At 50.2% G+C, this 25,857-nt stretch carries 27 protein-coding genes and 1 other RNA gene; 14 read left to right on the top strand and 14 right to left on the bottom strand.

Annotated elements, in window-relative coordinates; all coding sequences use genetic code 11:
* The first annotated feature begins 21 nt into the window (after positions 1 to 21).
* The gene (locus ACZ520_RS17180) at positions 22 to 417 is read left to right on the top strand and encodes an NINE protein (RefSeq protein ID WP_464126722.1); all 396 of its coding nucleotides are present in this window, start codon (positions 22 to 24) and stop codon (positions 415 to 417) included.
* Here the strand turns inward: ACZ520_RS17180 and ACZ520_RS17175 are convergent.
* Both ACZ520_RS17175 and ACZ520_RS17170 read right to left on the bottom strand, forming a co-directional pair.
* Positions 310 to 2,121 carry an ArnT family glycosyltransferase gene (locus ACZ520_RS17175; protein WP_464126720.1) on the bottom strand — a complete coding sequence of 604 codons (1,812 nt, stop codon included), beginning with the start codon at positions 2,119 to 2,121 and terminating at the stop codon, positions 310 to 312. The genes ACZ520_RS17180 and ACZ520_RS17175 overlap by 108 nt on opposite strands.
* Positions 2,122 to 2,173: 52 nt before the next feature.
* Positions 2,174 to 2,611 carry a hypothetical protein gene (locus ACZ520_RS17170; protein WP_464126718.1) on the bottom strand — a complete coding sequence of 146 codons (438 nt, stop codon included), beginning with the start codon at positions 2,609 to 2,611 and terminating at the stop codon, positions 2,174 to 2,176.
* A 73-nt stretch (positions 2,612 to 2,684) separates the two neighbouring features.
* Between ACZ520_RS17170 and ubiG the strand changes: the two genes are divergently transcribed.
* On the top strand, positions 2,685 to 3,452 hold the full coding sequence (gene ubiG / locus ACZ520_RS17165) for a bifunctional 2-polyprenyl-6-hydroxyphenol methylase/3-demethylubiquinol 3-O-methyltransferase UbiG (protein ID WP_232469305.1): 768 nt from the start codon (positions 2,685 to 2,687) through the stop codon (positions 3,450 to 3,452).
* Between the two features lie 51 nt (positions 3,453 to 3,503).
* A complete protein-coding gene (locus ACZ520_RS17160) occupies positions 3,504 to 4,013 on the top strand; it encodes an anthrone oxygenase family protein (protein ID WP_374031418.1) in 510 nt (169 codons plus the stop codon).
* On the opposite strand, the gene ACZ520_RS17155 is transcribed toward ACZ520_RS17160, so the two are convergent.
* Entirely contained in the window at positions 3,964 to 5,535 is a 1,572-nt protein-coding gene (locus ACZ520_RS17155) for a B12-binding domain-containing radical SAM protein (RefSeq protein ID WP_464126716.1), read from the bottom strand. The two genes, ACZ520_RS17160 and ACZ520_RS17155, sit on opposite strands and share 50 nt — an antisense overlap.
* 109 nt (positions 5,536 to 5,644) lie before the next feature.
* On the opposite strand from ACZ520_RS17155, the gene ACZ520_RS17150 reads away from it, so the two are divergent.
* Positions 5,645 to 6,880: a M20/M25/M40 family metallo-hydrolase gene (locus ACZ520_RS17150; protein WP_464126714.1), complete on the top strand. Its 1,236-nt coding sequence runs from the start codon at positions 5,645 to 5,647 to the stop codon at positions 6,878 to 6,880.
* A 54-nt stretch (positions 6,881 to 6,934) separates the two neighbouring features.
* Here ACZ520_RS17150 and ACZ520_RS17145 read toward each other — a convergent pair whose 3' ends face one another.
* Entirely contained in the window at positions 6,935 to 7,855 is a 921-nt protein-coding gene (locus tag ACZ520_RS17145; RefSeq protein WP_464126712.1) for a LysR family transcriptional regulator, read from the bottom strand.
* A gap of 204 nt (positions 7,856 to 8,059) precedes the next feature.
* Here ACZ520_RS17145 and ACZ520_RS17140 point away from each other — a divergent pair, with 204 nt between their 5' ends.
* Together ACZ520_RS17140 and ACZ520_RS17135 are read left to right on the top strand one after the other, a co-directional pair.
* Positions 8,060 to 8,437, top strand: coding sequence for an HPF/RaiA family ribosome-associated protein (locus ACZ520_RS17140; RefSeq protein ID WP_374031414.1), 378 nt, complete (start codon positions 8,060 to 8,062; stop codon positions 8,435 to 8,437).
* Between the two features lie 41 nt (positions 8,438 to 8,478).
* Entirely contained in the window at positions 8,479 to 9,036 is a 558-nt protein-coding gene (locus ACZ520_RS17135) for a BON domain-containing protein (RefSeq protein WP_374031413.1), read from the top strand.
* 97 nt (positions 9,037 to 9,133) lie between these two features.
* Here ACZ520_RS17135 and ACZ520_RS17130 read toward each other — a convergent pair whose 3' ends face one another.
* Positions 9,134 to 10,009 carry a hypothetical protein gene (locus tag ACZ520_RS17130; protein WP_464126709.1) on the bottom strand — a complete coding sequence of 292 codons (876 nt, stop codon included), beginning with the start codon at positions 10,007 to 10,009 and terminating at the stop codon, positions 9,134 to 9,136.
* A 188-nt stretch (positions 10,010 to 10,197) separates the two neighbouring features.
* Here ACZ520_RS17130 and ACZ520_RS17125 point away from each other — a divergent pair, with 188 nt between their 5' ends.
* Together ACZ520_RS17125 and ACZ520_RS17120 are read left to right on the top strand one after the other, a co-directional pair.
* Positions 10,198 to 10,803, top strand: a complete 606-nt coding sequence (locus tag ACZ520_RS17125; protein WP_464126707.1) for a flavodoxin family protein — start codon at positions 10,198 to 10,200, stop codon at positions 10,801 to 10,803.
* Positions 10,804 to 10,927: 124 nt separating this feature from the next.
* Positions 10,928 to 11,701, top strand: a complete 774-nt coding sequence (locus ACZ520_RS17120) for a hypothetical protein (RefSeq protein ID WP_088563978.1) — start codon at positions 10,928 to 10,930, stop codon at positions 11,699 to 11,701.
* A gap of 158 nt (positions 11,702 to 11,859) precedes the next feature.
* Here ACZ520_RS17120 and ACZ520_RS17115 read toward each other — a convergent pair whose 3' ends face one another.
* From ACZ520_RS17115 to ACZ520_RS17105, 3 genes are all read right to left on the bottom strand, one after another.
* Positions 11,860 to 12,480: a superoxide dismutase gene (locus ACZ520_RS17115; RefSeq protein WP_088563979.1), complete on the bottom strand. Its 621-nt coding sequence runs from the start codon at positions 12,478 to 12,480 to the stop codon at positions 11,860 to 11,862.
* Positions 12,481 to 12,545: 65 nt separating this feature from the next.
* Positions 12,546 to 13,832 (bottom strand): polyamine aminopropyltransferase, encoded by a 1,287-nt coding sequence (gene speE, locus ACZ520_RS17110; protein ID WP_374034246.1) that lies wholly within the window; start codon positions 13,830 to 13,832, stop codon positions 12,546 to 12,548.
* Positions 13,833 to 13,957: 125 nt separating this feature from the next.
* Positions 13,958 to 14,875: a class I SAM-dependent methyltransferase gene (locus tag ACZ520_RS17105; RefSeq protein ID WP_088563981.1), complete on the bottom strand. Its 918-nt coding sequence runs from the start codon at positions 14,873 to 14,875 to the stop codon at positions 13,958 to 13,960.
* Between the two features lie 163 nt (positions 14,876 to 15,038).
* On the opposite strand from ACZ520_RS17105, the gene ACZ520_RS17100 reads away from it, so the two are divergent.
* Positions 15,039 to 15,767, top strand: a complete 729-nt coding sequence (locus tag ACZ520_RS17100) for a Bd3614 family nucleic acid deaminase (RefSeq protein ID WP_232468975.1) — start codon at positions 15,039 to 15,041, stop codon at positions 15,765 to 15,767.
* On the opposite strand, the gene ACZ520_RS17095 is transcribed toward ACZ520_RS17100, so the two are convergent.
* From ACZ520_RS17095 to ACZ520_RS17085, 3 genes are all read right to left on the bottom strand, one after another.
* Positions 15,739 to 17,328 (bottom strand): PAS domain-containing sensor histidine kinase, encoded by a 1,590-nt coding sequence (locus ACZ520_RS17095; RefSeq protein WP_088563983.1) that lies wholly within the window; start codon positions 17,326 to 17,328, stop codon positions 15,739 to 15,741. The genes ACZ520_RS17100 and ACZ520_RS17095 overlap by 29 nt on opposite strands.
* 173 nt (positions 17,329 to 17,501) lie before the next feature.
* Positions 17,502 to 17,924: a cysteine rich repeat-containing protein gene (locus tag ACZ520_RS17090; protein WP_417868117.1), complete on the bottom strand. Its 423-nt coding sequence runs from the start codon at positions 17,922 to 17,924 to the stop codon at positions 17,502 to 17,504.
* Between the two features lie 143 nt (positions 17,925 to 18,067).
* Positions 18,068 to 18,544: a fibronectin type III domain-containing protein gene (locus ACZ520_RS17085; RefSeq protein ID WP_374031406.1), complete on the bottom strand. Its 477-nt coding sequence runs from the start codon at positions 18,542 to 18,544 to the stop codon at positions 18,068 to 18,070.
* A 97-nt stretch (positions 18,545 to 18,641) separates the two neighbouring features.
* Here ACZ520_RS17085 and rnpB point away from each other — a divergent pair.
* The 3 genes from rnpB to ACZ520_RS17070 all read left to right on the top strand — a co-directional run bounded on the left by rnpB (position 18,642) and on the right by ACZ520_RS17070 (position 21,900).
* Positions 18,642 to 19,025: RNase P RNA component class A (gene rnpB / locus ACZ520_RS17080), an RNA gene on the top strand.
* 89 nt (positions 19,026 to 19,114) lie between these two features.
* Entirely contained in the window at positions 19,115 to 20,428 is a 1,314-nt protein-coding gene (locus tag ACZ520_RS17075) for an alpha/beta fold hydrolase (protein ID WP_464126703.1), read from the top strand.
* Positions 20,429 to 20,568: 140 nt separating this feature from the next.
* On the top strand, positions 20,569 to 21,900 hold the full coding sequence (locus ACZ520_RS17070; protein ID WP_464126701.1) for a DUF1214 domain-containing protein: 1,332 nt from the start codon (positions 20,569 to 20,571) through the stop codon (positions 21,898 to 21,900).
* An 80-nt stretch (positions 21,901 to 21,980) separates the two neighbouring features.
* Here ACZ520_RS17070 and ACZ520_RS17065 read toward each other — a convergent pair whose 3' ends face one another.
* Positions 21,981 to 22,778, bottom strand: a complete 798-nt coding sequence (locus ACZ520_RS17065; RefSeq protein ID WP_464126699.1) for a hypothetical protein — start codon at positions 22,776 to 22,778, stop codon at positions 21,981 to 21,983.
* A 153-nt stretch (positions 22,779 to 22,931) separates the two neighbouring features.
* On the opposite strand from ACZ520_RS17065, the gene ACZ520_RS17060 reads away from it, so the two are divergent.
* Positions 22,932 to 23,876 carry a hypothetical protein gene (locus tag ACZ520_RS17060; RefSeq protein ID WP_464126697.1) on the top strand — a complete coding sequence of 315 codons (945 nt, stop codon included), beginning with the start codon at positions 22,932 to 22,934 and terminating at the stop codon, positions 23,874 to 23,876.
* A complete protein-coding gene (locus ACZ520_RS17055; RefSeq protein ID WP_464126695.1) occupies positions 23,852 to 24,061 on the top strand; it encodes a hypothetical protein in 210 nt (69 codons plus the stop codon). Before ACZ520_RS17060 ends, ACZ520_RS17055 begins: the two co-directional genes overlap by 25 nt.
* A gap of 1 nt (position 24,062) precedes the next feature.
* On the opposite strand, the gene ACZ520_RS17050 is transcribed toward ACZ520_RS17055, so the two are convergent.
* Positions 24,063 to 25,172, bottom strand: a complete 1,110-nt coding sequence (locus ACZ520_RS17050; protein ID WP_464126693.1) for a BamA/TamA family outer membrane protein — start codon at positions 25,170 to 25,172, stop codon at positions 24,063 to 24,065.
* A 21-nt stretch (positions 25,173 to 25,193) separates the two neighbouring features.
* A complete protein-coding gene (locus ACZ520_RS17045; RefSeq protein WP_464126691.1) occupies positions 25,194 to 25,820 on the bottom strand; it encodes a DUF481 domain-containing protein in 627 nt (208 codons plus the stop codon).
* Positions 25,821 to 25,857 lie beyond the last annotated feature (37 nt).

Below are 25,857 nucleotides of genomic sequence, written 5' to 3'. Positions count from 1 at the left end.
TTGGAATGCAAGGAGGCCCGCATGGCCAAGTCAGATCATTCCAGTTTTATCGGTTATATTCTTTGGATCTTTGGTTTCATGGGGGCGCACCGTTTTTATTTCGGCAAATCCATCACCGGGACCATCTGGTTTTTCACTTTCGGTCTGGCCGGCATCGGCTGGCTGATTGATATCTTTCTTATTCCAAGCATGAGTCGCAGTGCCCAGCGCAGCTATCGCAGCGGACGGGTGGATTATAACGTCAGTTGGATTTTGCTGACGTTCCTGGGAATCTTCGGTGTGCACAGATTCTATATGGGGAAATGGTTGTCAGGTTTGATCTGGCTTTGTACCGGTGGTCTTTTCCTGATCGGTTATCTGTATGGCTATTGGACTTTGAATGAGCAGATTTCCGACGTGAACCGCGAGGCGGCTTAACCACGCAGCGCCCAACGATCCCCAACTGATCAAAAGAGCATCAAAGGGGACTCGGAAGCGGTTCTCTGATTTAAAGAACCACACCGTCATAAAGAGCGAAAGCATCAGAAGGACCGTGGCCTTGTTAAAGGGCTCTTCTGACTTTCGCAGTACCAGCAGTCCCAGCAGACTCAGTGGCAGCAGAGCATAGTAAAAGAAATTTTCCCATGGATAGTAAAGCTCTTTGGTGGGGTTTGAGATGATCGGCCACAAGGGGTTTCCCCACGCCAGATAGTAGATATATCTTAAACTTGAAACCAGTACGGCCGGATCTTCGGCCACACACTTCAGGCCTTCTTTCCAGAAATAGCCCTGATTGGTGAAGGGCTGATCCCACTGCTTGAAAGTTCGTTCGTTCGTAAAGTGAAATAGCGGCGACATCCAGCGGGCACCGGACGAATCCGCGTTGTCTTTGGAGGGGCACTTGCCTTCGATAAAGTTCAGGGCTCCGGCGGTGGGACCCAGTTGCGGTTTTCCATAGTGCTTCCACGTCCATGCCATGTGAGGAACCACAATCAACAGACAGCCGATGGCCATCACTGTCGCCTTTAAAAACGCGCGAGGGAGTTGGTGGCGTTCACGGTACAGCAGCCACAGGCCCAGAATCGGAATAAAGAACGCATGATTGCCTTTGAAATAAAACGCCACGGCCAGCAGAAGCCCCATAAGGAAATAGCCGGACAGCTTTTCATTTTTAAAGGTCTTCATCATCAGCCACAGGAACAGCGTGATTAAAAAGGCATAGGCATTTTCCGCCATGTGGAATGTCGCAAATCCGGCAAGGGGAATATAGGTTGCGGAAATAAGAGCCGAGAAAGCCCCCGCCAAAGCGCCAAAGCGTTCCCGTACCATCAGATAAATTAAGACGACTGTTCCCCAGGACAAAAACACCTGGGACCAGTTGAAAAGCTCAAAACCGCCAAGCCGACGCAGCCACAGACTCCACAATGTGAAGCCGGCAGGCTGGAAAAGCTGGCTCAGGGTGTATTCACCGCGCATGATTTCCTCGCCGCGGTGAAAGTATCCTGCCATGTCCGAAAACAGACTGAATTCCGGAGGGGCTTTTATAAACACCAGCCAAAAACGGAATAAGAAGGCGCCGCCCAGAACAGCGGCGATGAAAGCCCGTTCAGCCAGAGGCACCGGCAGCTTCGTCATAAGCATCATCATCAAAGAGACCACAACCAGCGCCAGGCCCAGGGCCACGGGAAGATCGGTCCAGTCTTTTTCAAGCAGGACACCGTAGCTGTCGCCCTTGGTGCTGCCAGCAAAGTGCCAGGTGGTTTCTTTGGCAAGGCTTGCACCCGTGTTGTTTAATTTGAATCCGGCCAAGTTATCACAGCGGGTGTTTAGATCCGTGGGTAAGTTCCAGTCGCCGTGCTGAGTGCTCATCTCATGCACGCAGTTCATGGTGCGAAGCTTAAGATGTTTCAAAGGATAGATCATCGGGGTGGTGGTGAACTTAACCCAGTAAAGGCCTTCGCGTTCGGGATTCATATCCTGAAACAGAAAGCTCGCCAGGGAGTCCTGAACGGTGTTCAAATCGGTTTTGATAATTTCAATATTGTGAGCGCGCGGGGTCAGCAGAAACAGCCAGCTCATTGCCAGAGTAAAAAGGGCAAGGCTCAGACCGAAGAATGCGTTGGATTTCAGAGAGTTTTTCATGGCTGGGGACTTTCTACTGAAAGGAACTCCCTGCCTTCAAGTTACGAAACCCTTAGTGAACAAGTCGTAATAGAGACGTGTTGTGGGAAAAGACCAACAACAAATACGGCAGGGTGGTGGTCACCAGCACGCCCCAGGGTTTTGGGTTGTGCAGGATATGCAGGCCTGAAATTACGAAAATCAAGGGGGCGAACACCACCAGCGTGGCCGGAACCGCGAAATTCAGCAGAAGAACGGCGCCACCGATGATCTCCATTAATTTGACCGTGGGCATGATAAAGCGGGTTTCAAGGCAGGCATTCACAAAGGCATCGATCTTGGGATCTGAAGGTGGAATCTTCACCCAGTGGAAGAAGCCGTTCATGCCCCAGAAAAACATTTGCAGTCCAAAAATCCACCGGCAGACAATCTCGATGTATTCAATCATGCTGTCAGTGTAGCGGAAGGGTCCGGGCAGATCAATGCGGGATTCTTGCATGATTCTTACCACTGGACTTCGCCAAACCTCCAATTGCCATGAACCCCTTGATAGCTTTGGAAAAGACAGGGAGGTCGATGTGGATATGGAATTGGCGAAGGTGGATCGCGAGATTATTAACAACGAAGCTTATGATCATCTCGCGGACCGCTGGTACGAGGCGCAGGATGACCCTATCGCTCTTTTGCGCAACCAACACAAAGTGGAAATGCCGTGGATATTGGAAGCCATCCGCCGCAACATTGGTTACAAAGCCGAAATTCTGGATATGGGCTGTGGCGCGGGCTTTCTGGCAAATGATCTTGCGGCGGCCGGGCATAAGGTGACTGGAATTGACCTTTCCACCTCCAGTCTGAAGGTGGCGGAATCTCGTGATCTCACCCATTCAGTGCACTATCGGCAAGGGGACGTCTATCAGGTTCCTTTTGCCAACGAAAGCTTCGATGTGGTGGCGGCGATGGATTTGCTGGAGCATGTGTCTGATCCACAACGGGTGATCGCCGAAGCCTCGCGGGTGCTGCGTCCGGGCGGGCTGTTCTTCTTTAACACCTTCAATAAAAATCCCCTGGCGTGGCTGGTGGTAATTAAGGGCATGGAGTGGTTCGTAAAGAACACACCCAATGATTATCACGTGTACTCACTTTTCATTGAGCCGAAAAAATTGAAACTGTGGCTGGAGGATTTTAGCCTGGATACCACTGAAATTCGTGGTATTCGTCCGGTGTTCGCTCAAAAAGCGCTGTGGCAGTTGATTCGCACCGGTGTCGTACCGAAAGATTTTAAGTTCACATTTTCACGGGCGCCTTTGATTGCGTACACGGGCTTTGCGAAGAAGTCGCGGGGGTTCAATTAATTAACAAAAAGCAACTTGAGGAGCGATAAACAAAGGAATATAGATTTCGACATGAACGTTTCCACTCTTCTTAGATATTGCGGCTTGCTCTTGGTGGGCATGATGGCGGGCAGCTCCTTCGCCTTTGTTTTGGGTATGGGCCCGGCGATGGAGCAACTGTCGATCACTTCCTATATGGAATTCCACCGCTCGATGGAAACTCCGTTCAATATTTTCAGTCCCTTGATCTATCTGCTGGCTATCGCAACTTTGGTGGCCAGTCTTTTTCAGATCCGCCATTCGTGGAAATCGATGGAGTTTCTTCTGATCGTGTTTGCGCTTTTGTGTGTGGTGGACGAGCTTCTGATGACCCGTTTTGGAAATCTGCCTTTGAATCACGTCATCAGTCAGTGGGATTTGATCGCTCCGCCACCGGATTGGATGGAGATCCGCTCTCAGTGGCTGCGTTTCATGTACATCCGCAGTGCTTTACTGGTGTCAGGATTCGCACTGCTTTTGGCGTCGACGTTCTTTATGAAACGGTCTCCGGCTTCCCCACAAGATGTCTTTGCTGTCGCTTAGGCAGATTGATTTTGTTTGATCCATCTCCGGATATCTTCTGATTTTTTTCTTCGCCCTTTTTCAGGAAGCGCGGGATTTCTTTTTTTCCCGTGGCCAGATAATCTTCGGCCAGCAGGTCCTTGGCTTTTTCTTCCGGCCAATGCTGGCTTTCAGTCAGATACACCAATGCCGATTCAAACAGGTTCAGTTGGGAAATACCGTGGGATTGGGCATGGCGCTTGGACATAAAGTCGTTGAAGTCATAGAACTGCCAGAAGAAGGACTTGTGTTCCTGCTCCTGCGCTTTTTCTTTCAGACTTTCGACGAACTTTTTGAATGTTCCGCTGTTGGCGTAAAGGTCCCAGTACTTGGCAAAACGATTCATCACCTGCAGGGTCGCAAAATCCATGGATTTGGTGCGCAGGATCTGGAACGGAGGATGATTGGAATAAACCATCTCCCATTCCTTGTCGTGGCGGGCGATCGGGGCGCCTTTCAGACGCTTCAAAATGCCCACCTGGATTTCGTCCGGACGAAGCTCTGCCAGGGTGTCAAACCCGCGCGCAAAACTGTGAATGTCTTCACCAGGAAGACCCACAATCAGATCGGCATGGGTGTGCACGCCGGTTTCTGCGGCCAGGAAGCGGAAGTTGTCTTTTACTTTTTCCAGATCATTTCTGCGGCTGACCAGGCGAGCGACGTCGGTGTTCCAGGTCTGAATGCCGATTTCGAACTGCAGGGCGCCGGCCGGGAACTTTTTGATTAATTCTCTGATTTCGGTCGGCAGGCGGTCCGGCACCATCTCAAAATGCAGGAACAGTCCCAAATGCACTCGCTCCAAGAAGAATTCCAGAATCTGGGTGCAGGTGGTGGGACTTAAATTGAAAGTGCGGTCGATGAATTTGAACTGACGGGCGCCTCGGTCCATCAGCTTTTGCATGTCGGCCAAAAAAGCCGGGACATCAAAGTTTCGGACGGCTTTATCCAAAGAGGACAGGCAGTATTCGCAGCGGTAAGGACAGCCGCGGGAAACCTCGACATACAAAACCCGGTTCTGAATGTCTTCGTCAGAATAAAATTCGTACGGGGTTTTGATGGTTTTAATATCCGGCAGGATGTTTGTGACAAACTTTTGGCCCGGCAGTGTTCCGTCAGTCAGGAAGCTTTTGCAGAAGTCGCGGAACAGGAAGTCCGCCTCGCCTTTGATGGTGAAGTCTGCGATTTGGCAAATCGGATTGGTTTCGGCTTCATGGCTGACTTCAGGTCCTCCAAGAACAACCAGGGTCTCCGGGCTGATTCTTTTTAGCAGGGACACCAGTTCCAAGGACTCCTGGGCATTCCAGATGTACACCCCCAAACCAATAATTCTTGGTTTCTGGCGCAGAAGAATTTCAGCAATATCGCGGGGATCCCTGGCGATCGTGAACTCCATGATTTGAGCGCGATTTTGCAGCTCTTCAAGATTGGCGTACAGATAACGCAGTCCGAATGAACTGTGTTGATAGGTGGAGTTCAGGGTCACAAGCAAAATGTCTGTCGTCATAGGGGGCTATCCTAATGCATGTTGAAAAAATAAGCGAATTGTCTTTGCCAACATGAGGACAATTTAGCTACCATTACTTTGCGGTAATGCTTTTTTCAAAGGATTGAAAATGATGAAAACTGCCACGATGGCTTTTGTGACGTTGGTTGCTATGACGGCAACAGCGCATGTGCCTACGCTAGAAAATTTTGAAACCAAACCTATTCTGGCGGATCTTAAGGACTTGCGCGCCCTGAACATCCCGGTATTGGCAAAAGATGAACGCATCGAAGTCGGTTACGCAATCGTGACCCCGTTGATGCAACAAAGAATTCAAGAACGCTCCCACCAAGTGGGTAAATGCGGCGGCTTTGAAGATCTGAGTTTGGATATGCATATCCAGGGCACAGGCTTTAACAGCATTTTGGATAGTCTTGCGGCTATTCAGGAAAAGAACGCCCTTTATGAGCGCGCTCCATTTGCAGCTTTGGCTTTGGAGAAAAACGGAATCATCGAATCTGCGATGACCGAAGTCAGTGAAGAAAACCTGCGCAGCTATGTGACCTGGCTTTCCTCCTTCCCAAGCCGCAGCAACCGTGATGCGGATCCAAACCGTCATGTGGTGGAAATGAAAACCCGTCTGGAAGCCATGCTGGCGGAAGCGACAATCCCTTACGAGATTTCTGAAATCAGCCACACCTCCACCAAACAAAGAACTTTGAAAGTTCGTCTGGTCGGCAGCGAGCGTCCCAGCGAGATCGTCGTGCTGGGTGGTCACCTTGACTCCATCAATCAAAGCTGGGGCGGAGGCAAGACGGCGCCGGGTGCTGACGACAACGCTTCCGGTTCTGCGAATCTGATTGAAGCTTTGCGCATCATGATGACCAAGGCTCAGCCAAAGCGTACGGTGGAGTTCTTCTGGTACGCGGGTGAAGAATCCGGCCTGTTGGGTTCCGCTGAAATTGCCAAACAATACAAAGCTGAGAAAAAAGACGTGGTCGCGGTTCTGCAACTGGATATGACGTTGTTCGCGGGTTCCGGGGAACTGGTTATCGGCAGCATGACGGATTTCACCAGCGCTTGGCTGCGCGATTACCTGAAAGCGGCGAATGAGACTTACATCCATGCACGCATCGTTGATGACAAGTGCGGATATGGTTGCAGTGACCATGCTTCATGGAATCGTCAGGGTTATCCGGCAGTGATGCCGTTTGAAGCGACCTTCAGCAAAAGCAACAAGAACATTCACACCACGCGTGATGTGATTTCTCCTGAATCCAACTTCAAACACTCGGCTGCGTACACGAAAATCGCCCTGGTGATGGGAATGGATCTGGCCAATTCAACTGCAAGACAGCCTTACTAGCTGATAGCTGAAAAATGAAATTAAAAAGGGAGCCTGCTGGCTCCCTTTTTTTATCTAAATCTTCTCCAGACGTTTGACGGTCTTTTTCAGATCCTGAATTATTTCATCTTCTTTTTCGTCTTTTCTGCCCAGTAAGTACAAGGTGTGTTTCCAGTAGCCGGCTTTGGGACCCAGCAGGGTCAGGATACCGGATTGGACTTCGTCCATCACATAAGGCACCGGCAGGAATCCCACACCGGCGCCGTCAACGATGGCTCGGCCCACGACGGACATGATGTCACTTTCAAAGACGACTTTTTTGCGGGCGCGGATTTCTTGAAAGAACAGATCCGTTTCATGGCGCAGTTTCATTTTGTACGATGGAATGATCAGTCCCCACGGAACCGCATTCAGAAACTCTACGGCCGATGTGTTTCTGGAGGTGCGGATTTTTCTTTCTTTCAGGTTCTTCGTGGACACCATCAGGTTTACCGGCATTTCGGCGGTGGCAAGTTCGGTGACATCGTCGGCATAGATGGGTTTGTTCGTCAGCAGCAGGTCGATTTCCCGGCTGCGCAGTTGTGTGACCAGGGCATCAGAAGGGGCCGAGCTGACGAAAAATATTTTCTCCACACCACGCTTTTGTTCGCGAATCAAAGGTGCCAGCAAGTCGGCGATGAAAGGACGTTCCACCTGATCGCTGACGCCGATACGGATGCGCTGACTTTGTTTTTCTGTCGGACTTTTCAGGGACTCGGCAAAGTCGGCGGCGACATCGAACATTTTTTTACAGTAAGCAAACGTGCGTTCACCCTCTGGAGTTAAGTGAAGATTTCTTCCGCGTTTTTCGAAAAGTTTCTGATCGATGGAAGATTCAAGCACTTTGATCTGTGAACTGAGCGAGGGCTGACTGATATGCAGGTATTTGGCAGCATTGCTGACTCCACCCAGCCGGGCGGTTACATAAAAGTAGTACAGGTGATTGTAGTTAAACATGATACTAGACCTCCTAATAACATGGCTTTTTTGGAGCCCTTTTGGAACTGGTCTTTCGCTGCGAAACTGTAAGTGATGATCTCTACAGCGAATTTCTAAACAGGACCCCTTTAATATATAACTTTAACCTAATTATGTCTTCTAAATTATATATTTAACGAAATTGTCGATATGAACGATAATAGTCTCAAGAAGGAGGTAGATATGCAAACAGACATCTACTACAGAGACATCACTAAAACTGAAAATCTCGAATCTTACTTGTTGGAAACAGTCGAAGGGACTGTGGGAGATTTCTTCAAGTATGACAGTGGTGCTCACCTCACAGTGCGGGTGGAAACCGATCGACATCGATCGCAGACTCGCAAACCCAGTTATGTGTGTGAGGTCATCTTGAAACCATCTCGCTCGAAAACAGTGATCAAAGTGGTCAAACGAGACGAGAATTTCAAGCGATGTGTAGCTAAGACCGTATCTGCTTTAAAAGGCGTTCTTAGCAAACGTTCCTCCCGTAAATCCCAGCATCGTCGTAATGATCCGATGTTGGAATTCCAACCTATGCCACTCGAAGGGGTGGCATAACCCAAAAGAATTAAGACCCGTCAGAGGCAAGGAGCAGCTTTATGAAAACTCATCTTCTGAAAAACCAAAGTGACGGCGAACTGGGTCGCAAGATCCGGGACCGCATCAAATGGGACAAAAGAGTGAGCTTGGCTGATCTGGATATCGTCATTCGTGACGGCGTGATTGTGGTCAGTGGATTTGTCGACACATCTTACAAGAAAAATGCCGCTTTGGAGGTCATCTCTGAAACGGAAGGAGTGTGGACGATCGAAGACCGTATCGTCGTTCCCGCGGATTACTACCGCTCAGACGAGGAAATCCAGAGTATCCTGGAGGCTCAGATCGATGACATGATCAAGATCGGCGGAGAGCACATCGAGGTGATCGTCAAAGATGCCGTGGTCAGACTGGAAGGGGAGGTCTTCCGTCCACGTCTGAAAGCAATGGCCGTTGGCGCTGCCTGGGAGCTTTCCGGTGTTCATGACGTTGTCAACGCCATTGAAATCAAAGAGCCGCCAAGACGGGTTCCCATGACTGTAGGTTTTGAATTTGAAGTGCTGTTCCCTTTAAACAAGGGGACAGAGATCCTCGAGGACAAACTAAAGGAGGTCTCTTGATGAAAGTAGACACAACATAATGTGCGGTCCTTTTCCCATCCCTCCATGTGCAGGCGTCTGAATCAGACGCCTGTCATTTTTTTATGCCGAATCGGCTTTAGAACAGATAGCGCAGTTGAGCCGCTGCCGTGAACATATTGTACTTTTCCAGATTGCGGTCGCTTTGATTCATCACCGTGGCAAGTCCTGCGGTCGGGATGAATTCCAGTCTCTCAGCCACGGGCATGCGGGCGCTGAAGTTTGCATAGAACATTTCCAGATCATCATCGATAGTTCCGGTAACTGACTCAGAGCTGAAGCTGCGGCTGTAAGTGCGCGCATAAGTCAGGCTGAAGTTCGGGTGACTTTCGCCTTCGATTTCGCCGAAGAACGAGAATCGAACCTGACTGCCCCCTTTGACTTTGCCCGAGTCAGAGAAAACGCCGACGTCAACATCCGCGTCTCCCTCCATGGCGATGTCATAGGCTGCGATGGCGCCCAGGGTGAAGTCCACAAGCTTTTGCACATAGCCCGCGGCCAACGTAACCGTGGTTTGCCCGGTGCTGGCGCTGAATTTGGCGTCATTGGTGTTGAATTCGTACTTTTCGCTGGGGAACGAGACTCCGGCTTCCAGATAGACTGTTCCGCTTTCAGTATCCAGATTTCCTTTATAGCTGATGTCGATGTTACCGAAGTCTTGAGTTTCTCCGCTGCCAGAAAGACCGGCTTTGGAAAAGTTGGAATCATTTTTCAGATAGTAAGTTTCAACACCCACAGCATGATGGGTGGTGATGCCGTAAAAATAAGAAACAGGAATCACAAACTGATTGGAAGTCGCTGATCCGCCCAGATCGGCTTCGGCCGAGACGTGAGAGTATGAAATGCCGCCCTTCAGCTCGTTTTGTCCGGCTTTAGGGGTCAGGGTTTGCAGCGTTTGGGTCAAAGCAAATGCAGAGGCAGGCAACAGCGAAAGCAGCAGAATCAGGGATTTCATGAACATCCTTTCATTTGCTTTCATTGTGGCCTTGGGCAGACCTCAGTGTACAGACAAATGTTTATGGGCGTTCGCATCTTTGGTTTCGGGCGGCGCCATTTGACAAAGCTTGATTCGGCCGCTGGCTTTTGCTGACGCATCAGAAAATCGACGGATGTCCTTGGCCTGGGCGGTGGAAACAGACAATAATGCTGAAAGAGAGTGAACTGGCGGGAAGTAAAAGCATGAAAAAAGTTTTGATCTTAAATGGCAGTCCGACGGGGGACAAAGGCAACTGTGCTCAGTGGATCAAGGGGCTGGTGAAGATCTTTGGGAAGCAAGCCGAAGTGGAAGTTGTGCATCTGGCGAAGACGTCTTACGGGCCGGGACTGCGAAAGAAACTCGAATCAGCTTCAGGCTTGTTCTTTGTGACGGGAACTTACTGGGATTCCTGGGGGAGCCCATTGCAAAAGTTGATGGAAGACATGACTGAACTTGAAGGCTCGGCCGCCTTTATGGGAAAGCCTGCGGCGGTCTTTGTGCTGATGCATTCGGTGGGTGGTAAAGGGGTGCTGTCCCGTCTGCAAGGGGCCCTGTCGACGATGGGTTTTTTGATTCCTCCGATGAGCGGCATGGTCTATTCCTTGGTTTCGGATATCGCCCTGAAAAGTCCAAGCTCTCACGCCAAGGACTTCTGGCAAAAAGAGGACGCCGAACTGATTGTGGAAAATTTCCTGAAAGCCTGCGATCTGCAGGTGACTTGGACCACCTGGCCCGTCGACAAAAAAGACCCTCGTCGCAAGTGGCTTAAGTAATCTGATCAGCTTTTGGTCGCTGTGAACTATTTACCCGGTCCGCGGGGGATAGAGGCGCTCAGAGGGAACTGAGGGGGCTTTCGGGCCCCTTTGTATTGGCACTTATCTTGTATTGCGTGCGGGTATGCGCGCGTTGATTTCATTCATCATTTTGGCTTTCAGTTTTCAATCCCTTGCGGGGTTTGACGACGTCATTCCTGAAAAACGAGTGGTGTTCAATCCGGTTGTCAGCACCTCCGCCCGCACCTTGCCGCAGTGGCAGTTCGGTTATCAGCGGGCCGGTGGCGCCAACGTCAATTCCCACATGTTGACGAATGCTTTGAGCATGGGTGTATTGCCTCGTCTGGAAATCGGTACGGTTCCCATGTTCTATGCCACGGCATCCGGCAGCCGCAATTACACCGTTAAAGGTAACTTCTATCGTGGTGAGAACTTTGACTGGGCGGCTTCATTCACCGAAACACGTTTCCGGTCTGAAGTGAAGAAGGAAGGCAAAGTTGTCGAAAGACCGGATCTGGTTTTGCGTTCGACCCAACTGGGATTCAACTATCGTCCTGACTGGAATGAAAACGTGACGATGTCGCCGTTTATCACTCAGGTGTGCGGGCACATTGATTCCACCAACGGTTTGATTTTCGTTTATTCACTGAAGTGCGAGGCAGAGTACGGTCTGGATATTCAGTATCAGATCAAAGATCGTGAATGGATCACGTTGGCTTACGGTCATTTGCGTGAAGCGGGTCTTTCGCCTTACGAGCAGATGAATACTGGGGTGGGTCTGGCCTGGTCGCAGCTTCGCCCGAAAGAAATGTTCTCGCGCCCGTCGGTCGGCGTCTACTACACTCCCGACACCCAAGACACCCTCTTCCTTCTTTCCACCACCTTCTTCGAACTCTAAAAGGTACCTGCTTACTTTTTCCGAAGCGTCGCTTCATTTTGGCCATAAAAAAAGGAACTGCTGATGAAGGCAGTTCCTTTTCTTGTTTTTGTGGTGCTCTGCTTATGCAAAACTGCGGTGGGCCCCCCTGTGGAGGGTGCCGCAGAGGTACCTTTTGGTTATGTCATGGACTTGGTCAGGTCACGAACTTTTTTGGAAGCGAAGTTTTCGGAAACGAAGTTCCAGTTTACTTGCGCCCAGAAAGTCTCAAGATATTTTGCACGAAGATTTCTGTAATCAACGTAGTAAGCGTGCTCCCAAACGTCAGCAACCAACAGTGGAGTCGGGCCGTTGTTAGTGAATGGAACTGCCGCGTTGGAAGTGGAAACCAAAGACAATTTGCCAGCAGCATCCATGCACAACCAGATCCAGCCGGAACCGAATGTTTTAACGCCGCCATCTACGAACTTTGCTTTCAATTCATCCATAGAACCGAAATCACGAGTGATCGCAGCAGAAAGTTCTGCAGACGGTTGGCCGCCCTGACCCGCCGGGCTCATGCCGAACCAGAAGAAAGTGTGGTTCCATGCCTGAGCGGCGTTGTTGAAGATGCCACCAGAGGAAGTCAAAGTGATCTCTTCCAGGGATTTACCTTTCAGGGATGCATCTGTTTCCATGAATTTGTTCAGATTGTCGATGTAAGCTTTGTGGTGCTTGTCGTAGTGGTAAGTCATTTGTTCTTCGTTGAACAATGGAGCAATACCGGTTTTCGCGTAGGGAAGATTTGGAAGTTTGAACATTACGCCTCCTGTTTTGTTTAGTTTTCTAAATGAAACTATAATGAAAACAGGAGGCGGTCTATCAATTAAGCGTTATCGCCAAGCATTGTTTTGACGAAAGTAGGAAGGCTGAAGGCCGCAGTGTGCAGGTCTTCATTGTAGTACTTAAGACCTTTGTCCTGAGCGAACTTGGCCGCGTGGTCTTTGTTGAAGTCTTTCGCCGGATGTTTGGATCCTTTCACAGCAACCTGCAAGCTCCACATGCCCGACGGATAAGTCGTCGCATGGAACAGCATGGTGTGAACGCTTTGTTTGCCGAAGATGCCCTTCAGGCAATGATTCAATTCAACGAAAGTGCCCTCATGGAACATCGGGGATTCACCTTGAGTGATCACCAAGCCGCCGTCTTTCAATGCGTTTTTACAGTTGTTGTAGAATTCCGCAGTGAAAAGGCCTTTCGCCGGACCCACCGGGTCAGAACCATCCACGATGATCACATCGTAAGAATTCGGAGCCGCGTCTTTCACAAACTGGATGCCGTCACCGATAATAAGATTCAATTTCGGGTTGTTGAATTCGCAAGCGATGTTTGGCAAGTGCTCTTTGGAAGCACGAACCACCGCTTCGTCGATTTCAACCATGGTCACATTGTCCACGTTATATTTGAACAATTCACGGATGGTACCGCCGTCGCCGCCACCGATAACCAATACGTTTTTCGCATTGCCGTGAGTCTGCATCACAGGGTGAGTGATCATTTCGTGATAGTGGTATTCATCACGCTCAGTGCACATCACCATGTTGTTGATCGCCAGGAATTTCCCGTGAGAATAGGAATCCAAAACGCGCACGCGCTGGAACGGATTTGTTTCATCAAACAAAACATCGCCCGTGTAACGCAAAGAAAGCGCCTGGTTTTCGTCTTTGTCGGTGAACCAGACATTGCGATCGATCTGATGACCTTTGGAAAGATCGAAAGACGGTTTTTCGCGCATGATCTTAGGCTGGAAGTCGGACTTCTGGATGACGTGCAAAGAGCCGCGATTCATCTCCAAAGCCGAATAGTTCGCCTGGAAAGCTTTTTTCAGGTGTTCAAAAGAAACCCAAGGATCCACTGAATCACCGCAGGTGAACAGATCCACGGCCGCATAACGGTATTCAGGCCAAGTGTGAATAGCCAGATGGCTTTCCTGAATAACTACCACACCGCTTACACCCCATGGGGAGAAGTGGTGGAAAGTGGAGTTGATGACTGTCGCACCAGCAATCTGCGCCGCTTCGACCATGCTTCTTTCGATGATGGAAACGTCGTTCAGAACTTCTGCGTTACATCCACTGAACTCAACCAAAATATGACGACCTAAAGCTTTCAATTCCCTGTCCTCCAACGGCCCCTGAAAAGTGGCCTTAATAAGTAAAATTTAGGGGGTTCTAGGGTGTTTTTACCTGGGGGGCAAGGTATTTTTGGCCCCAAATGGGAAAAGGGGCCGTTTGGCCCCTAGTTGCTTCTGATCTCGAAACAGTTGTGTATTTTTTTGTCGTGGAAGTCCTGGGGGATGCTGTCGGTGGTGATTTCCTTCACCTTGTATTTGGCCAGCAGCGCCGGGGAGATTTTAAATTTTCGCTTGTTGTTCGAGAAATAGAGTATTCCCTCTGGTCGCAGCATATTCATGCAGCTTTCCACCAGGAACTCCTGGTCCCTTTCGACTTCGAAGCTTTCGTCCATCTTTTTTGAGTTCGAGAAGGTCGGTGGATCCAGGAAGATCACGTCGAAAGTGTTCGGCAATTTTGTTGTGCGCAACCAATCCAGGACGTCGGCGTTGATAAAGGCGTGTTGGGCCGGATCCAGATTGTTCAGTTGGAAATTGTCCTGAGCCCAGCGCAGATAAGTCTGGGACATGTCCACGCTGGTGGTGTGGGCGCCACCCAAAGCCGCAAAAACGCTGACTGAGCCCGTATAACAGAACAGATTCAGGAACTTTTTGTCTTTGACGGATTTAAACACTTTTTGGCGCATCGGGCGGTGATCCAGGAACAGGCCGGTGTCCAGATAGTCGTACAGGTTTACTTTCAGCAGCGCCTGGGATTCGCGCACGACAAAGGTTTCCTCTTTGGCGTCGAGCTTTTCGTATTGTTTCAGGCCTTCCTGGCGCTCCCGCTTTTTGATCACGATTTTGCTGTCGTCGCATTTAAAAAGGGCCTTCAGGGCTTCTTGCACGTGAGGCAGGTGGTTTTTCTCCACATCGCGCAGGTCGCTTTTGTCGTAGATCAGGAAGTGATCTTTGTAGATGTCGACGATATAAGGGTATTCCGGAATATCCCGGTCATACAGACGGTACGCCTCGATTTGGGCGCGTTCAGCCCAGCTTTTCAGTTTTTTGTAGTTCTTTTCAAGACGGTTTTTGATCATGTCCATGGGGGCTTTTTAGACAATTTAAGCGGGATATGGTACCAATTCCTCGATGTTGGCAGAAAAAAGGGCAGAACATATAGCATTTTTACTCGCTTCAGACGGCGGAGAGGTTGCCTTTGTCGAAGACAAGGGGACCGTTTATTTCGCCCGCTTTCCGGCTGGAGCAGTGGCACCTTCATCGGCCGTGGTAAAGCTGCTGCAGGGGCTGTTTGACCGCTTTGTGGATCACAGTTTTTTCATTCTGCGCCAGCGCATTTACACCACGGCCGCCCTGACCGAAATGTGCCGGGGTATGGTGAAAGTTGTTGCCAAGCGAATCACGGAAAATCTCAAACCCTCGGATCAGGGTGAAAATCCCGGCTGGCAGTTTGTGGAGATTGGCGACACCACCCAGATTGTTTCAGCCGTGTCCCATCTGAATCAGGAAAATCAAAAATCAGTCCACGAGATTGCAAGCTGGTTTCGGGGGCAGGCTGCCCAAAGCCCGGAACAGCAGTTGGAGCTGGCGTCAGGCCTGGCCCGGCTGGTTCCCCGGGGGGATGTGCTGCATGACTATGATCGCGACATTGCGGCCTTTCTGGTGAATCCGGAAGGCGAGCTTTTAAGTTATGGTGTGAATTCCAATTCAAAAAACAAAACTCTGCATGCGGAAGTGAATCTGGTGCAGCGCCTGTATCGCGAAACGGGAAAGAAGATCCCGGCCGGAGCGGTTCTTTATTCCACCCACAAGCCCTGCAAGATGTGCGCAGGCATGATTTATCACTGGTGTGAAAATCCGGCGCAGCTAAAGGTTTATTATTCTGTCGAGGAAAAAGGCGGGCTGTCACGGCAGACCGTGCTGGATCGGCACGGCCTGAATCATCACCTTAGAAAGTGGCTTCCGGAGCATCGCTAAAATAAGAGGAGATCGCTTTCAGCATGGTGTCCTTGCGCACGGGTTTGGACAGGTGCAGGTCGCAACCGGCAGAGATGCTTTTTCTGACGTCCTCCTGGAAAGCATTCGCCGTGCAGGCAAATATTTTCGCAGGAGTGCGATTCAACTGGCGCTCCATTTCGCGGATGCGCTGAGTGGCTTCATATCCGTCCATGCCCGGCATCTGCACGTCCATGAAGATAATGTCGTAGTGGTCCTTGGCGACCATGTCCACAGCCTCGACGCCGCTGTTGGCATAGCTGACAGCGTGAGCGGTTTTTTGCAGATAAATTCCGAACAGATGGCGATTGTCATCGACATCATCCACGACCAGAATGCGCAGACGGCTTTGAGAGATATTGTGTTTGATGTCGCTGAGCTGGTAGCGGCCCTGCCAAGGATTGTGCATGGTCGTTTTCCTTTCAGTTGTGGACGGCACCGAAATCGTGAAATAGAACGTCGTTCCCTGGCCCGGTTGGGATTCAAACCAGACATGGCCGTTCATCATTTGCACGATGTTTTTCGTGATGGAAAGCCCCAGTCCCGTGCCGCCATATTTGCGTGTGGTGGTCGTGTCGGCTTGAGTGAATGGCTGGAAGATGTCTTTGAATTTTTGTTTGGAAATGCCGATGCCCGTGTCGGTCACCCGAAACAGCAGATTTCCTTTGTGGGGCGTGCGGTTCACTGACACCTGCAAAGACACCTCACCGGTGTTGGTGAATTTGATTGAATTGTTCACCAGATTCATCAGTACCTGGCGCAGGCGATCGGCGTCGCCGACAAAGTATTCTTCAACATCGGGATCGATGGTCATTGAAAGCTTCAGGCTTTTTTCTTTGGCTCGGAAGCCCAGCACGGTGTTCAGTTCGTCCAGCAGGCGTTTTAGATTGAACGGAAGCGGTCGCAGTTCCATTTCTCCAGCTTCGACTTTGGAAAGATCCAGAATGTCATTGATGATGGTCATTAGCTGATGATTGGCGCGCTGAAGAATCTCGACGAATGAGGCTTGCTGGTTGTCTAGCGGAGTCTCGGCCAGAGTGTCGGTGATGCCGATGATGGAATTTAGCGGAGTGCGGATTTCGTGGCTCATGTTTGCCAGAAAAACGGTTTTTGCGTCAGTGGCGGCTTTGGCTTTGATCGCAGCGCCCAGAAGCTCTTTGTTTTTCTTTTCCAGGTTGTCTGAAAGACTTTTCTTTTCAGTGATATCCACGGCCATCTTCACGATCTTGGACACCTGCCCCTGCAGATTTCTTACTGGAGTGTAAGATCCTTGAATCCAAACTTCGCGATTTGTTTTGGTAAGTCGCTTGAACTCTCCTGCCTGGGCTTGTCCTTCAGCAAGTTGGTTCCACATTTCTTGATATTCCAGCTCGTGTTGGTGAAACTCCGGCAGGAATATTGAGTGATGACGTCCTTCAATCTCATCGAGTTCATACTCCATAAGATTCAGGAAATTCGGGTTGGCCCAGAGAATGTATCCCTGGTTGTCGAACTCGATCACCGCATTTGAATTTAGTAGAGCCTCATAAACAGAATGAGTCATGACATAAGTGTATCTACAGTCATGTTTATTAATAAAATTACAAAATCCCCTGGGGATTAAAGTTTTGTAATTACGCTATGAGTCCGTCGCTTCTGTACAACCAGAACAACTGGAATGTTGATGAATCGTTGAGTTTTATCTGCGCTTTGACAACTTCTTAGCGCTCCAAATTTTTATGGCCACTGATTCTCCAGCAAGTCTTTGCGCGCTTCCATGGCGTTACGAATTCCGATGGTGCATGAATTAGAAAGCTGTCGGCTGTTGTCTTTCAAACAGCGCAGGATGCGGCCTTCGCCGGGTTTAAGCATGTCACAGAACTGCAGCAGATCGTTGTTGCAAGCGCGACGAAGCTCCATCATCAAGTGATGCACCTTCTGACTGCGCGTTCGGCAGTCGCTGGTCAGTTTGTCTTTGTGATCTTCCAGACATTTCAAAAAGTTTCCGCCGCCAGGTTCAACATCCTGGCAATAGCGATTTAAATCTGCGCGGCAGGGATCCAGGGCGGTTTTTTCCGTCTGGGCCAGAGCTTCAATAGAGAATATGAAAATCAGCGTAAAGATCAGGGTCAGCACGCCGACGATGAAACGATTTTCCATAGGCGAAACCTCCGGAGTGATCAATGCCATCCAGTGAAGTGGTTTATTCAGTTTTGAAAGGGGAGATTTTTTTTGAAGAGCCCTCTCTGAAGAGAAGTATGGAGGGCTCTTGAGAAACTTAGAACGAGAAAACTAAGGACGTGTTACTTTGCAGCCGGTGTTTCGAACATGGACATTGCAAAGAAGGACTTGCGGAATGTGCTCCAGTTTGTGGATTTCACAGCCGCGACTCTCCAGAAGTAATGTTTGCCAGCTTCCAGACCTGTGGCTTCGAAAGTAGTGCCTTTAACAGCGTATTCGTTTGCCACCAACCATTTGAAGTTAGGATCTGTAGCCACTTGAACATGGTACTCGTCCGCGCCAGCAACGGATTTCCAAGTCAGAGTTGTTTTATCAGCTTTAACGGAAGTGTAATATGCCGGGCTTACAAGCTCTGGTTTAGCCGGAACTTCGTTTTTCGCAGGATCCGCTTTTGGCTGTGGGAACAAAGAGTTCATTTTTTCGGTCAAACCACCGTGGCCGCCGCCGTGACCACCACCACCATGAGCCTCTTCAGCCAAAGAAGCAGAAGCAAGAGTCAAAGTCATAGCGAACGCGAATAGAGATACCAAGATCTTCATGATTTAATCCTTTTGTAAACGATGCTTAGAAAGTAAAATAAAACCGGGATTAAGAAAACCTTCTTGCACGAAATGCTGGACGGTGTTAGAAATCCCCACGGTTTTGCGGATGATTGCTCTAATAATTCTCTAAATTCCTGAAATTAGAGAGGAAAGTCCGGACTCCATATGGCAGCGCAAGGGGTAACGCCCCTCTACAGTAATGTAAGGAACAGTGGAACAGAGAGAATGTCCAGGGCATTGAGCCAGACACCGGGAACGGGAGGGTCTGGGGAGCCGCTGGAGTGAAAACAGCCAAACTCTGCGCGGAGCAAGATCAAATAGGGTGACACTAGTAGGGCGGCCAGCCCGTAGTCACCGGGTAAGATCGCTTGAGGGTGTCAGTAATGCCACTCCCAGAGGAATGATCATCCACGATTATCGGGTAAATTATGGGACCTGGTAGTTTGGACAGAATCCGGCTTATAGCAAAACCGAGATCCCGCCTTCTTTATCGACGACTCTGCAAGTTTTGCAAAACTTGAGAGTTTTCGTGCCCTTAGGATCCCTATTTGGGCTAAATTCCCCGCCATGAAAACACTGTTGTTTGTCCTGATCATGGCTGCAGGCTTGGCTGCACAGGCCCAAGTTTCTTTGAACATTCCTTCTGAATCGACTTACGAGTCAGGCAAGTCCCTTTGTCAGAAAACCTATGCGTCTTTGATCGCCCACGAAAAAGGATTCTATGTCCGCGTCCCGGTGGACTATTCCCGCCCGGAACGGGGTATGACCGAGGTTTACTCTTATTTCCACCGCGGCTTTGATCCCAGCAAAGAAACCATGATTTATTTCACCGGCGGACCCGGGCAAACCTCGCATTGGGGCCTGTTCCGCAATCCGATGCCTTACAATGTTCTGATCATGGAGCACCGGGGGATTGGCTGTTCGCGCCCGGACACCCGCGCGATGTTCCTGGATCCGTCTTATTATTCCTCTGAAAATGTCGCTCGTGACGCCGAAGTGGTTCGTCAGCATCTGATGATCAATCAATGGACTGTGTATGGAATTTCTTATGGCACGGTTCCGGCGACGATGTATGCTTCGCTTTTCCCGCAAAGCACCCGCGCGGCGATTTTGGAAGGTGTGGTCTATGACGGGGGCCTGCAGTTGTGGGATGCGCCTCATCGCCGCAAGCTGGTGCAGAAGATGCTAAACTCTTTGTCGCCTTCGCTGATGGCACGGCTTGAAAGTGTGTCGACAGTTCATGGCATTCCCGACACCTGGATGTCACGTCAGGCGCGCACACAGTTGATGTACAACGATGGCGTGAAAAAACTGAAAGAGCGCTTGGAGCTATTAACTGACGACAAGGTCTTTAAAGAGTTTCTTGCCGAGGTTCGCAAAAGTTATGAGCCGATCACTTATACTCCGCACATTCTGTTTGCCTCCAATGACATCGCCTACATGATGATTTCCTGTCAGGAGCTGGGAATGGCGACGCCGGACATCAGCATCGAGGATTCTTTCATCAAGGGGCAGTTGGTGCGCAAGGTGGATACTGATTCGCTGAAGCAATGTGCGCGTCTTCGTGCCAAAGGCGACAAGATTTATCGGGCCGAAAATTATCCGGTCAAGGTTCCGGTCACGTACTTCCAGGGATCTGATGATGGAGCGACTGCGGCTCCAGAGGGAATTCGTCATTACAAGAGTGTTCCGGCTGGATTCAAGCAGATGGCGATTTTGGTTCGTGGCGGACACAACCCGAATCTGGAACTGATCCTGTACGAAAATCCACAACAGTTGCAGATCTTTGATTACGCTATGAAAGGTCTGCCAATTCCCAAGTCTCTTTATTCTGAAATGAAAGAGAACACCGGCCATTTCTGGGCCTACACTTCCAACTGAAGTCGGGGTGGTTTGTTTGTCGCCACCGAATGGCGAATGAATCTGTCTTAAGACTCCTCCGGGTCTAAAATAGGGATTGTTGCTTTAAAGACAAGGAGGTCTTTATGGGCCAGTCGTCGAAGGTTATTTTTACTTCGTTAATGACAGCTTTCCTGCTTGCGGGATCGGTGGGTTTCGCTGCGGAAAAAAAAGAGCGTATCAGTGACAAGGATGTGGTCGATGCCTACGCTTATTATTTGGGACGTTTGCTGGTGCTGCGCCAGGAGCACCTTGATTTTCGCGATGAAGGTTTCCGCTGGAATAAAATCATCCATCGACCGGTGGGCGGGGTGAAATGGGCCAATCCGAATCTGGATGTGGCTTACAGCGAGGCTTGGGTGGGAATTGATAAAAACTCCTGCACCATGCTGGAAGTTCCAAAGATCACCGGGCGCTATTATACCATTCAAGTTTTGAATGGATGGGGCGAAACAACCTCCAATATCAATGAACGAACTTTTCCCCGCCATGCTTCCGGAAAATTTGCCTATTGTCTGAAGGACAGTACGGTGGCGCTGGGACCTGATGTTGAAAAAGTGATCCTGCCCAGTGCAAAGTCGCGAATTTTGGCCCGAGTCGAACTGGGGGCTGATCCATCTCAGGCGGTGGCTTTGCAAAAACAAATAAAACTGTATTCAATCGGGACGCCGGTGATTGCCAAGCCTGTTGCAATTCAGATCTTCACAAACAAGAATCTGCCGGGAATCACCGCTTTTGACAATGCTTCCGCGGTCCTTGCCAGTGAAGCGGACATCAATCCTGGAATGGAAGAGCTGCAGGCCAAGGTTCGAAGCATTCAAAATGCCGCCAAGGGATCTGAAAGAACCCGCTTGAATGAGGTGATTCGCACGCGCGCGATTCCGGATTTTGGTGCGCATTTTTTGAAACTGGGTCGAGCGGGTAATGGCTGGCATCATCCGACCGTCGTGGGTAATTATGGGTCTGATTATCGCGCCCGGTCCGCTGTCAATCTGGGTGGGATCTGGGCCAATAACAGCAAAGAGGCTGTCTATTTCAAAACCAATACCGACGGACAAGGGGTCGAACTGAACGGCTCCAATGTCTATACGATGACCTTCCCGAAAGATCGCCAACCGCAGTCTTTGGTCCGCTATTTCTGGTCAGTCATCGTGGTGGATGCTGAAAAATTCCAGGTGGTGCCGAATTCTTTGCAACGCTACAACCTGAATAATCAGTCGGGTCTTAAGACGAACGCAGATGGATCACTGACCGTGATTTTTGCCAACAAGTTGCCATCGGGTTATCCGCAGAGCAATTGGTTGCCGACACCGGCAGGGAAGAACTATCACCTGACCATGCGTTTCTATGGTCCGACGGCAGAGCTTGAAAGCGGTCGGTACTTCCCTCCACCACTGGTGAAGGTGGGTGGTTCTCTGGCCAAAGCCGAGAGCAGCTCCACGGTCTTGAAGTAAATAAAAGAAAACCCGCCTTCGTTCTGAGGGCGGGTTTTCAACTCACAGGATCTTCATTCCTAAAGATCCACGTTCGTTTTTTAATGTCTGGTGATGGGAAACTGGAAGTTCAGACCCACAAAAGTCTGAAAATTCGGAACGCCCACGCCTTCGTGCGCGACGGTCCACTGAGGTTCGGCAAACAGATTCATCGTGGTGCCTGTTTCAAGCTTCCACACTTTGCCAATTCCCAGTCCGATCGGAATGTAATAGTCACCGGTTTCCCAGTTGAAGAACCAAATTCCCGTCGAGCGCAGGTAAACGGCCGACGGCAGATTATAGATGACGAAAGGCTGTAGGGTGGCGATGTTCTGGGTGGGGCGATCCTCGTCCCCAGCGACATCATGCTGATAAGTCAACAGGCCCCCGATAAGTCCCCAAGGGTGCGGGCTCATCATCATGGCCGAAGCACCCACCTGCCATTTGCCAGCGCCGGTTTCATCTTCGCTGGCAGTGGGGAAAACAAAATAGGGACCGACACCGAATTCCACACTCTCGATGCCTTTAACCAGGAAAATATCAAACAGGTTGATATCACCCAGGCCTGACACTTGATCTCCGTCAGGACCCGGCACTGTCTGGTAAGGAATGGTCATGCGCGCAATCTGCGGCAGGCCTCCCAATAGATGCGGCAAAGCTCCGCGCAGATTGAATGAATTGGAGGTTTCATCCGTACCGAAGATGGAAGAGGTTATATAGTCGTGCAAGTTCAAAGCAACCATCGGTGTCAGTGGATTGTTGGACTTGTTCATGTCATCGGCAGAGGCATCTGCCAGGGCATTTGAGGTGGATGTTGCAACTGCGAGGGCCGCCAGCACTTTTCTGAACTTTATATTCATGAATCCTCCACTGCATGAAGTGCTATTATTTCGCGACGGCGAAGTTCAAGGTACTGGCATGAGCAAAAGTGTGAAAAAAACAAAAAATATTTATTATGTGTAATTCATCCCTGCGGGTTTAGGTGTCGTGATGATTGTCATAAAATACATCTGATGAAGTCATTGGTTGTTGTGACGATCTTATTTCTGATTGCAGGGAGTGAGGCAGTGGCTTCATTGTTTTTGTCTCCGGTTGGGCACCGCGAAGCCTTTTTAGGAAACACCGGGGCGGGACTTGTGCAATCCCCTGGAGCGGTGCTGTTTAATCCAGCAGGTATGGCCTATTTTAAGGATCGGCCGGCTGTGTCTCTGTCCGGATCCGCTGTCAGCTATCAGGAGTTTTCAGGCCAGGCATTAACCCGGGAAACAGGACAGCTTAAGTCCGAAACTCTTTTAGGCTCTGCGATTTTTCCGGTGGAGGCAGGCCTGCGCATGGGCGTCTTCTATTCTTATCCAGGCAATATTCAGGATTACCTGCGTTCGTCATCCATTGAAAATGGCGCCGAGGTCACCGACACCAGTGAGCTGCAGCGGCAGGCGGCCGTGGGTGGAATTGCGTATGCAGGAATGATTGATGCCGATCAAAGCTGGGGGGTTGGAATTAACATCGCTTACAGGGAACTGAACGGTCTGGTACTGAGTCAGTCGGTTTCTTCGGGGGCTTCGACAGTTCGTTTGCAGAAGAACGTTGAACAGCAGACCTCGCTGGTGTTGACCCCTGGATACATGTGGCGAGTCAGTGAAAACTATTCTTTTGGTTTGAACGTTCAGTGGAAGGCTTTGAATGTTTATTCTGAAGGAGATCAGTACATCAATGAATTCAGCTCGGGGGATGCACGGCCTTCAGAGGATTTCTCCCGATACACTCCGGCCTCTGAGTCGATGCTCGGGTTTACTTTAGGACAGGTATGGAACGTCGACGGACATCGGTTGTTGCTGGATCTGTCTTGGGCACCTCATTCCGGCTATCGCGAGATGGCGGTCGGGCGGATTCGACGGTGTCAAAAAATATTTCCCTTGGCTGGGAGGCTCCGGTGCTGCCGAATTCTGATATTTTAAGCGGCCTGTCGCTGACGGAGGTGGGCTCTCAGAATTTCTATCTGGTCACCGGGGGCTTGGGATTTAGCAATCGCACCTATGATGGCAGCGTGGGAGGCTTTTTTAAATACACAACGGATTCGCGCCGGGGCGGATTGTCTTCCAGCACGATAGGTTTTCTGTTTTCTTCGTACATCGAGTACTGAATTAGAACCACGCTGACCCGGCCTGGATATAGAACACGGTTTCTTCCGGTCCGCGGGCGACATCAAAACCCATCTGAAAACCCACCAGGCGAGCCATTAAATAGCGAAGACCGACACCATAGGTGTCTGCGGTGTCAGAGCTTTTAAAAAGATCGTTCTCGGTTGAAGCCTTTCCTCCGCCTCCAAAGGCGCTGAATTGCCAGCGGGGTTGGGGACGCCAGCGCAACTCCAGTTCCAATGATCCCGCAATGTCGCCTTGATATCTTTGTTTGGCGATTCCTCGCAAATCAATATAAGGTTTGGCATAGAAGGGCGCACTGCCATCAGTCCAACGAGTCAGGAGCCTTGCAGCGCCACCCCAAATTTCGTTCCACTTCCAAAAGGTTTGAATATCTGCCGCGGAAAGATTGTAGTTCAAATTCCCACCGAAGTTTTCTGAGAACATGTAGTAGCGCAATTCCCCCTGTACACCAGTTAAAGGGGAAAGTGTGTTGTCGCGGCTGTCATAGTTTATCAGCAACGCCAAACCTCCATTGCGGTTTTCGGTCTCGGGAAGGGGAAGGTTTCCGCCTTCAAAAGTGGCTTTCAGATCTGAATACAGGTAGCGTGCACCGAGAAACCAGTTGCTTTCGCCCAGGCGGCGACGCAGATCCTGTAAAAGGAAAAAGCCGTCCAGGCTGTATTGCATCTTTAGGTCTTCTGAACCGGGAAAGCCGACTGAACCATAGAAGTTCAGATTCATTCCGGCGACTCCAAGCACACCCAGATAGCGCCAGCGATCCTCATCCCAATTGCGCACATAAAATCCGGCTCCTCCTGCACTGCCGTTATCTGTGGCAAAGGCCGCAACCCCTTTGATGGTTGGGGGAGCAAAGTGTCCCGGGCGGGGAGCTTCAGTGCTTCTTTCCATGAAGACCAGGGCCAGTCCCCCTCCGAATCCGACGGCCGGTTCAGTGATTATGATCGGCACGGGCAAGAAGCCGCTGTGTTCAAGCAGCCAGCGACTGGCATCCAGATAACCGTCTTCGGGATCTATAAAGACACTTCCCCATGAGGGGCTGCAGGTCAGATGAGTAAAGATAGTGGCTAAGAGCAGGATCTTTTTTTTCACTTCCATCCTCCATGTAAAGCATCAATAGCTGGCAATCAGATTCAGGGTTGTCAGAGTGCTGGCGGTTTCCATACCTGCGAAAGGTTGCTTCTGATACTGCACCAAGTAGCCCAGCTTCAAAAACAACTGCGGGCTGAGGGAAGACCCCAGTGCCACCTCGGCATTGGCTAGATCCATTCCGGCATCGGTCAGGTTGGGAATGTATTCGGCCCAGACTTCTGCGCTCAGTCTGGAGGTGAGTTTTCTTTCGTAAAAGGAATAAACCCTCCCCGCAGTCTGAAACCGGTTCGGGGAATTCTGCGGGTTCACCTTCATGTAGCGAAGGCCCGCTTCTATCAGCCAAAGATTCTGACCGTTTTCAATAAGGCGTTGCTGAACGCCAACTTCGTCACTGTCGCGCTGGATGATTCCCGCGAACGGATCGCTTTCGGTCTGGTGAAAGTAATACCCGCGGGTTTCGGTCATGATTAGATTTCGTTCCAGACGGGCGCCCCCCAGCCAGTTCCGGTTGTTTTCCACGCCGTTGTCTTTGGTGCGCAGGAAATGGCCATATAAAGAGATCATTCCCGCTGTCATTTCATAGTCGGCATCCAGACTGGCGGCATAGGAGTCAGAATCAGCGTTGCCACGCATTTCCAACAGACTCATCTCCAATGTCACGTGAAAGGGGTTGGGGGTATGAAGA

The sequence above is a fragment of the Bdellovibrio sp. BIS2 genome (genome assembly GCF_055398295.1).
This window is presented reverse-complemented; position numbering and strand designations above follow the sequence as displayed.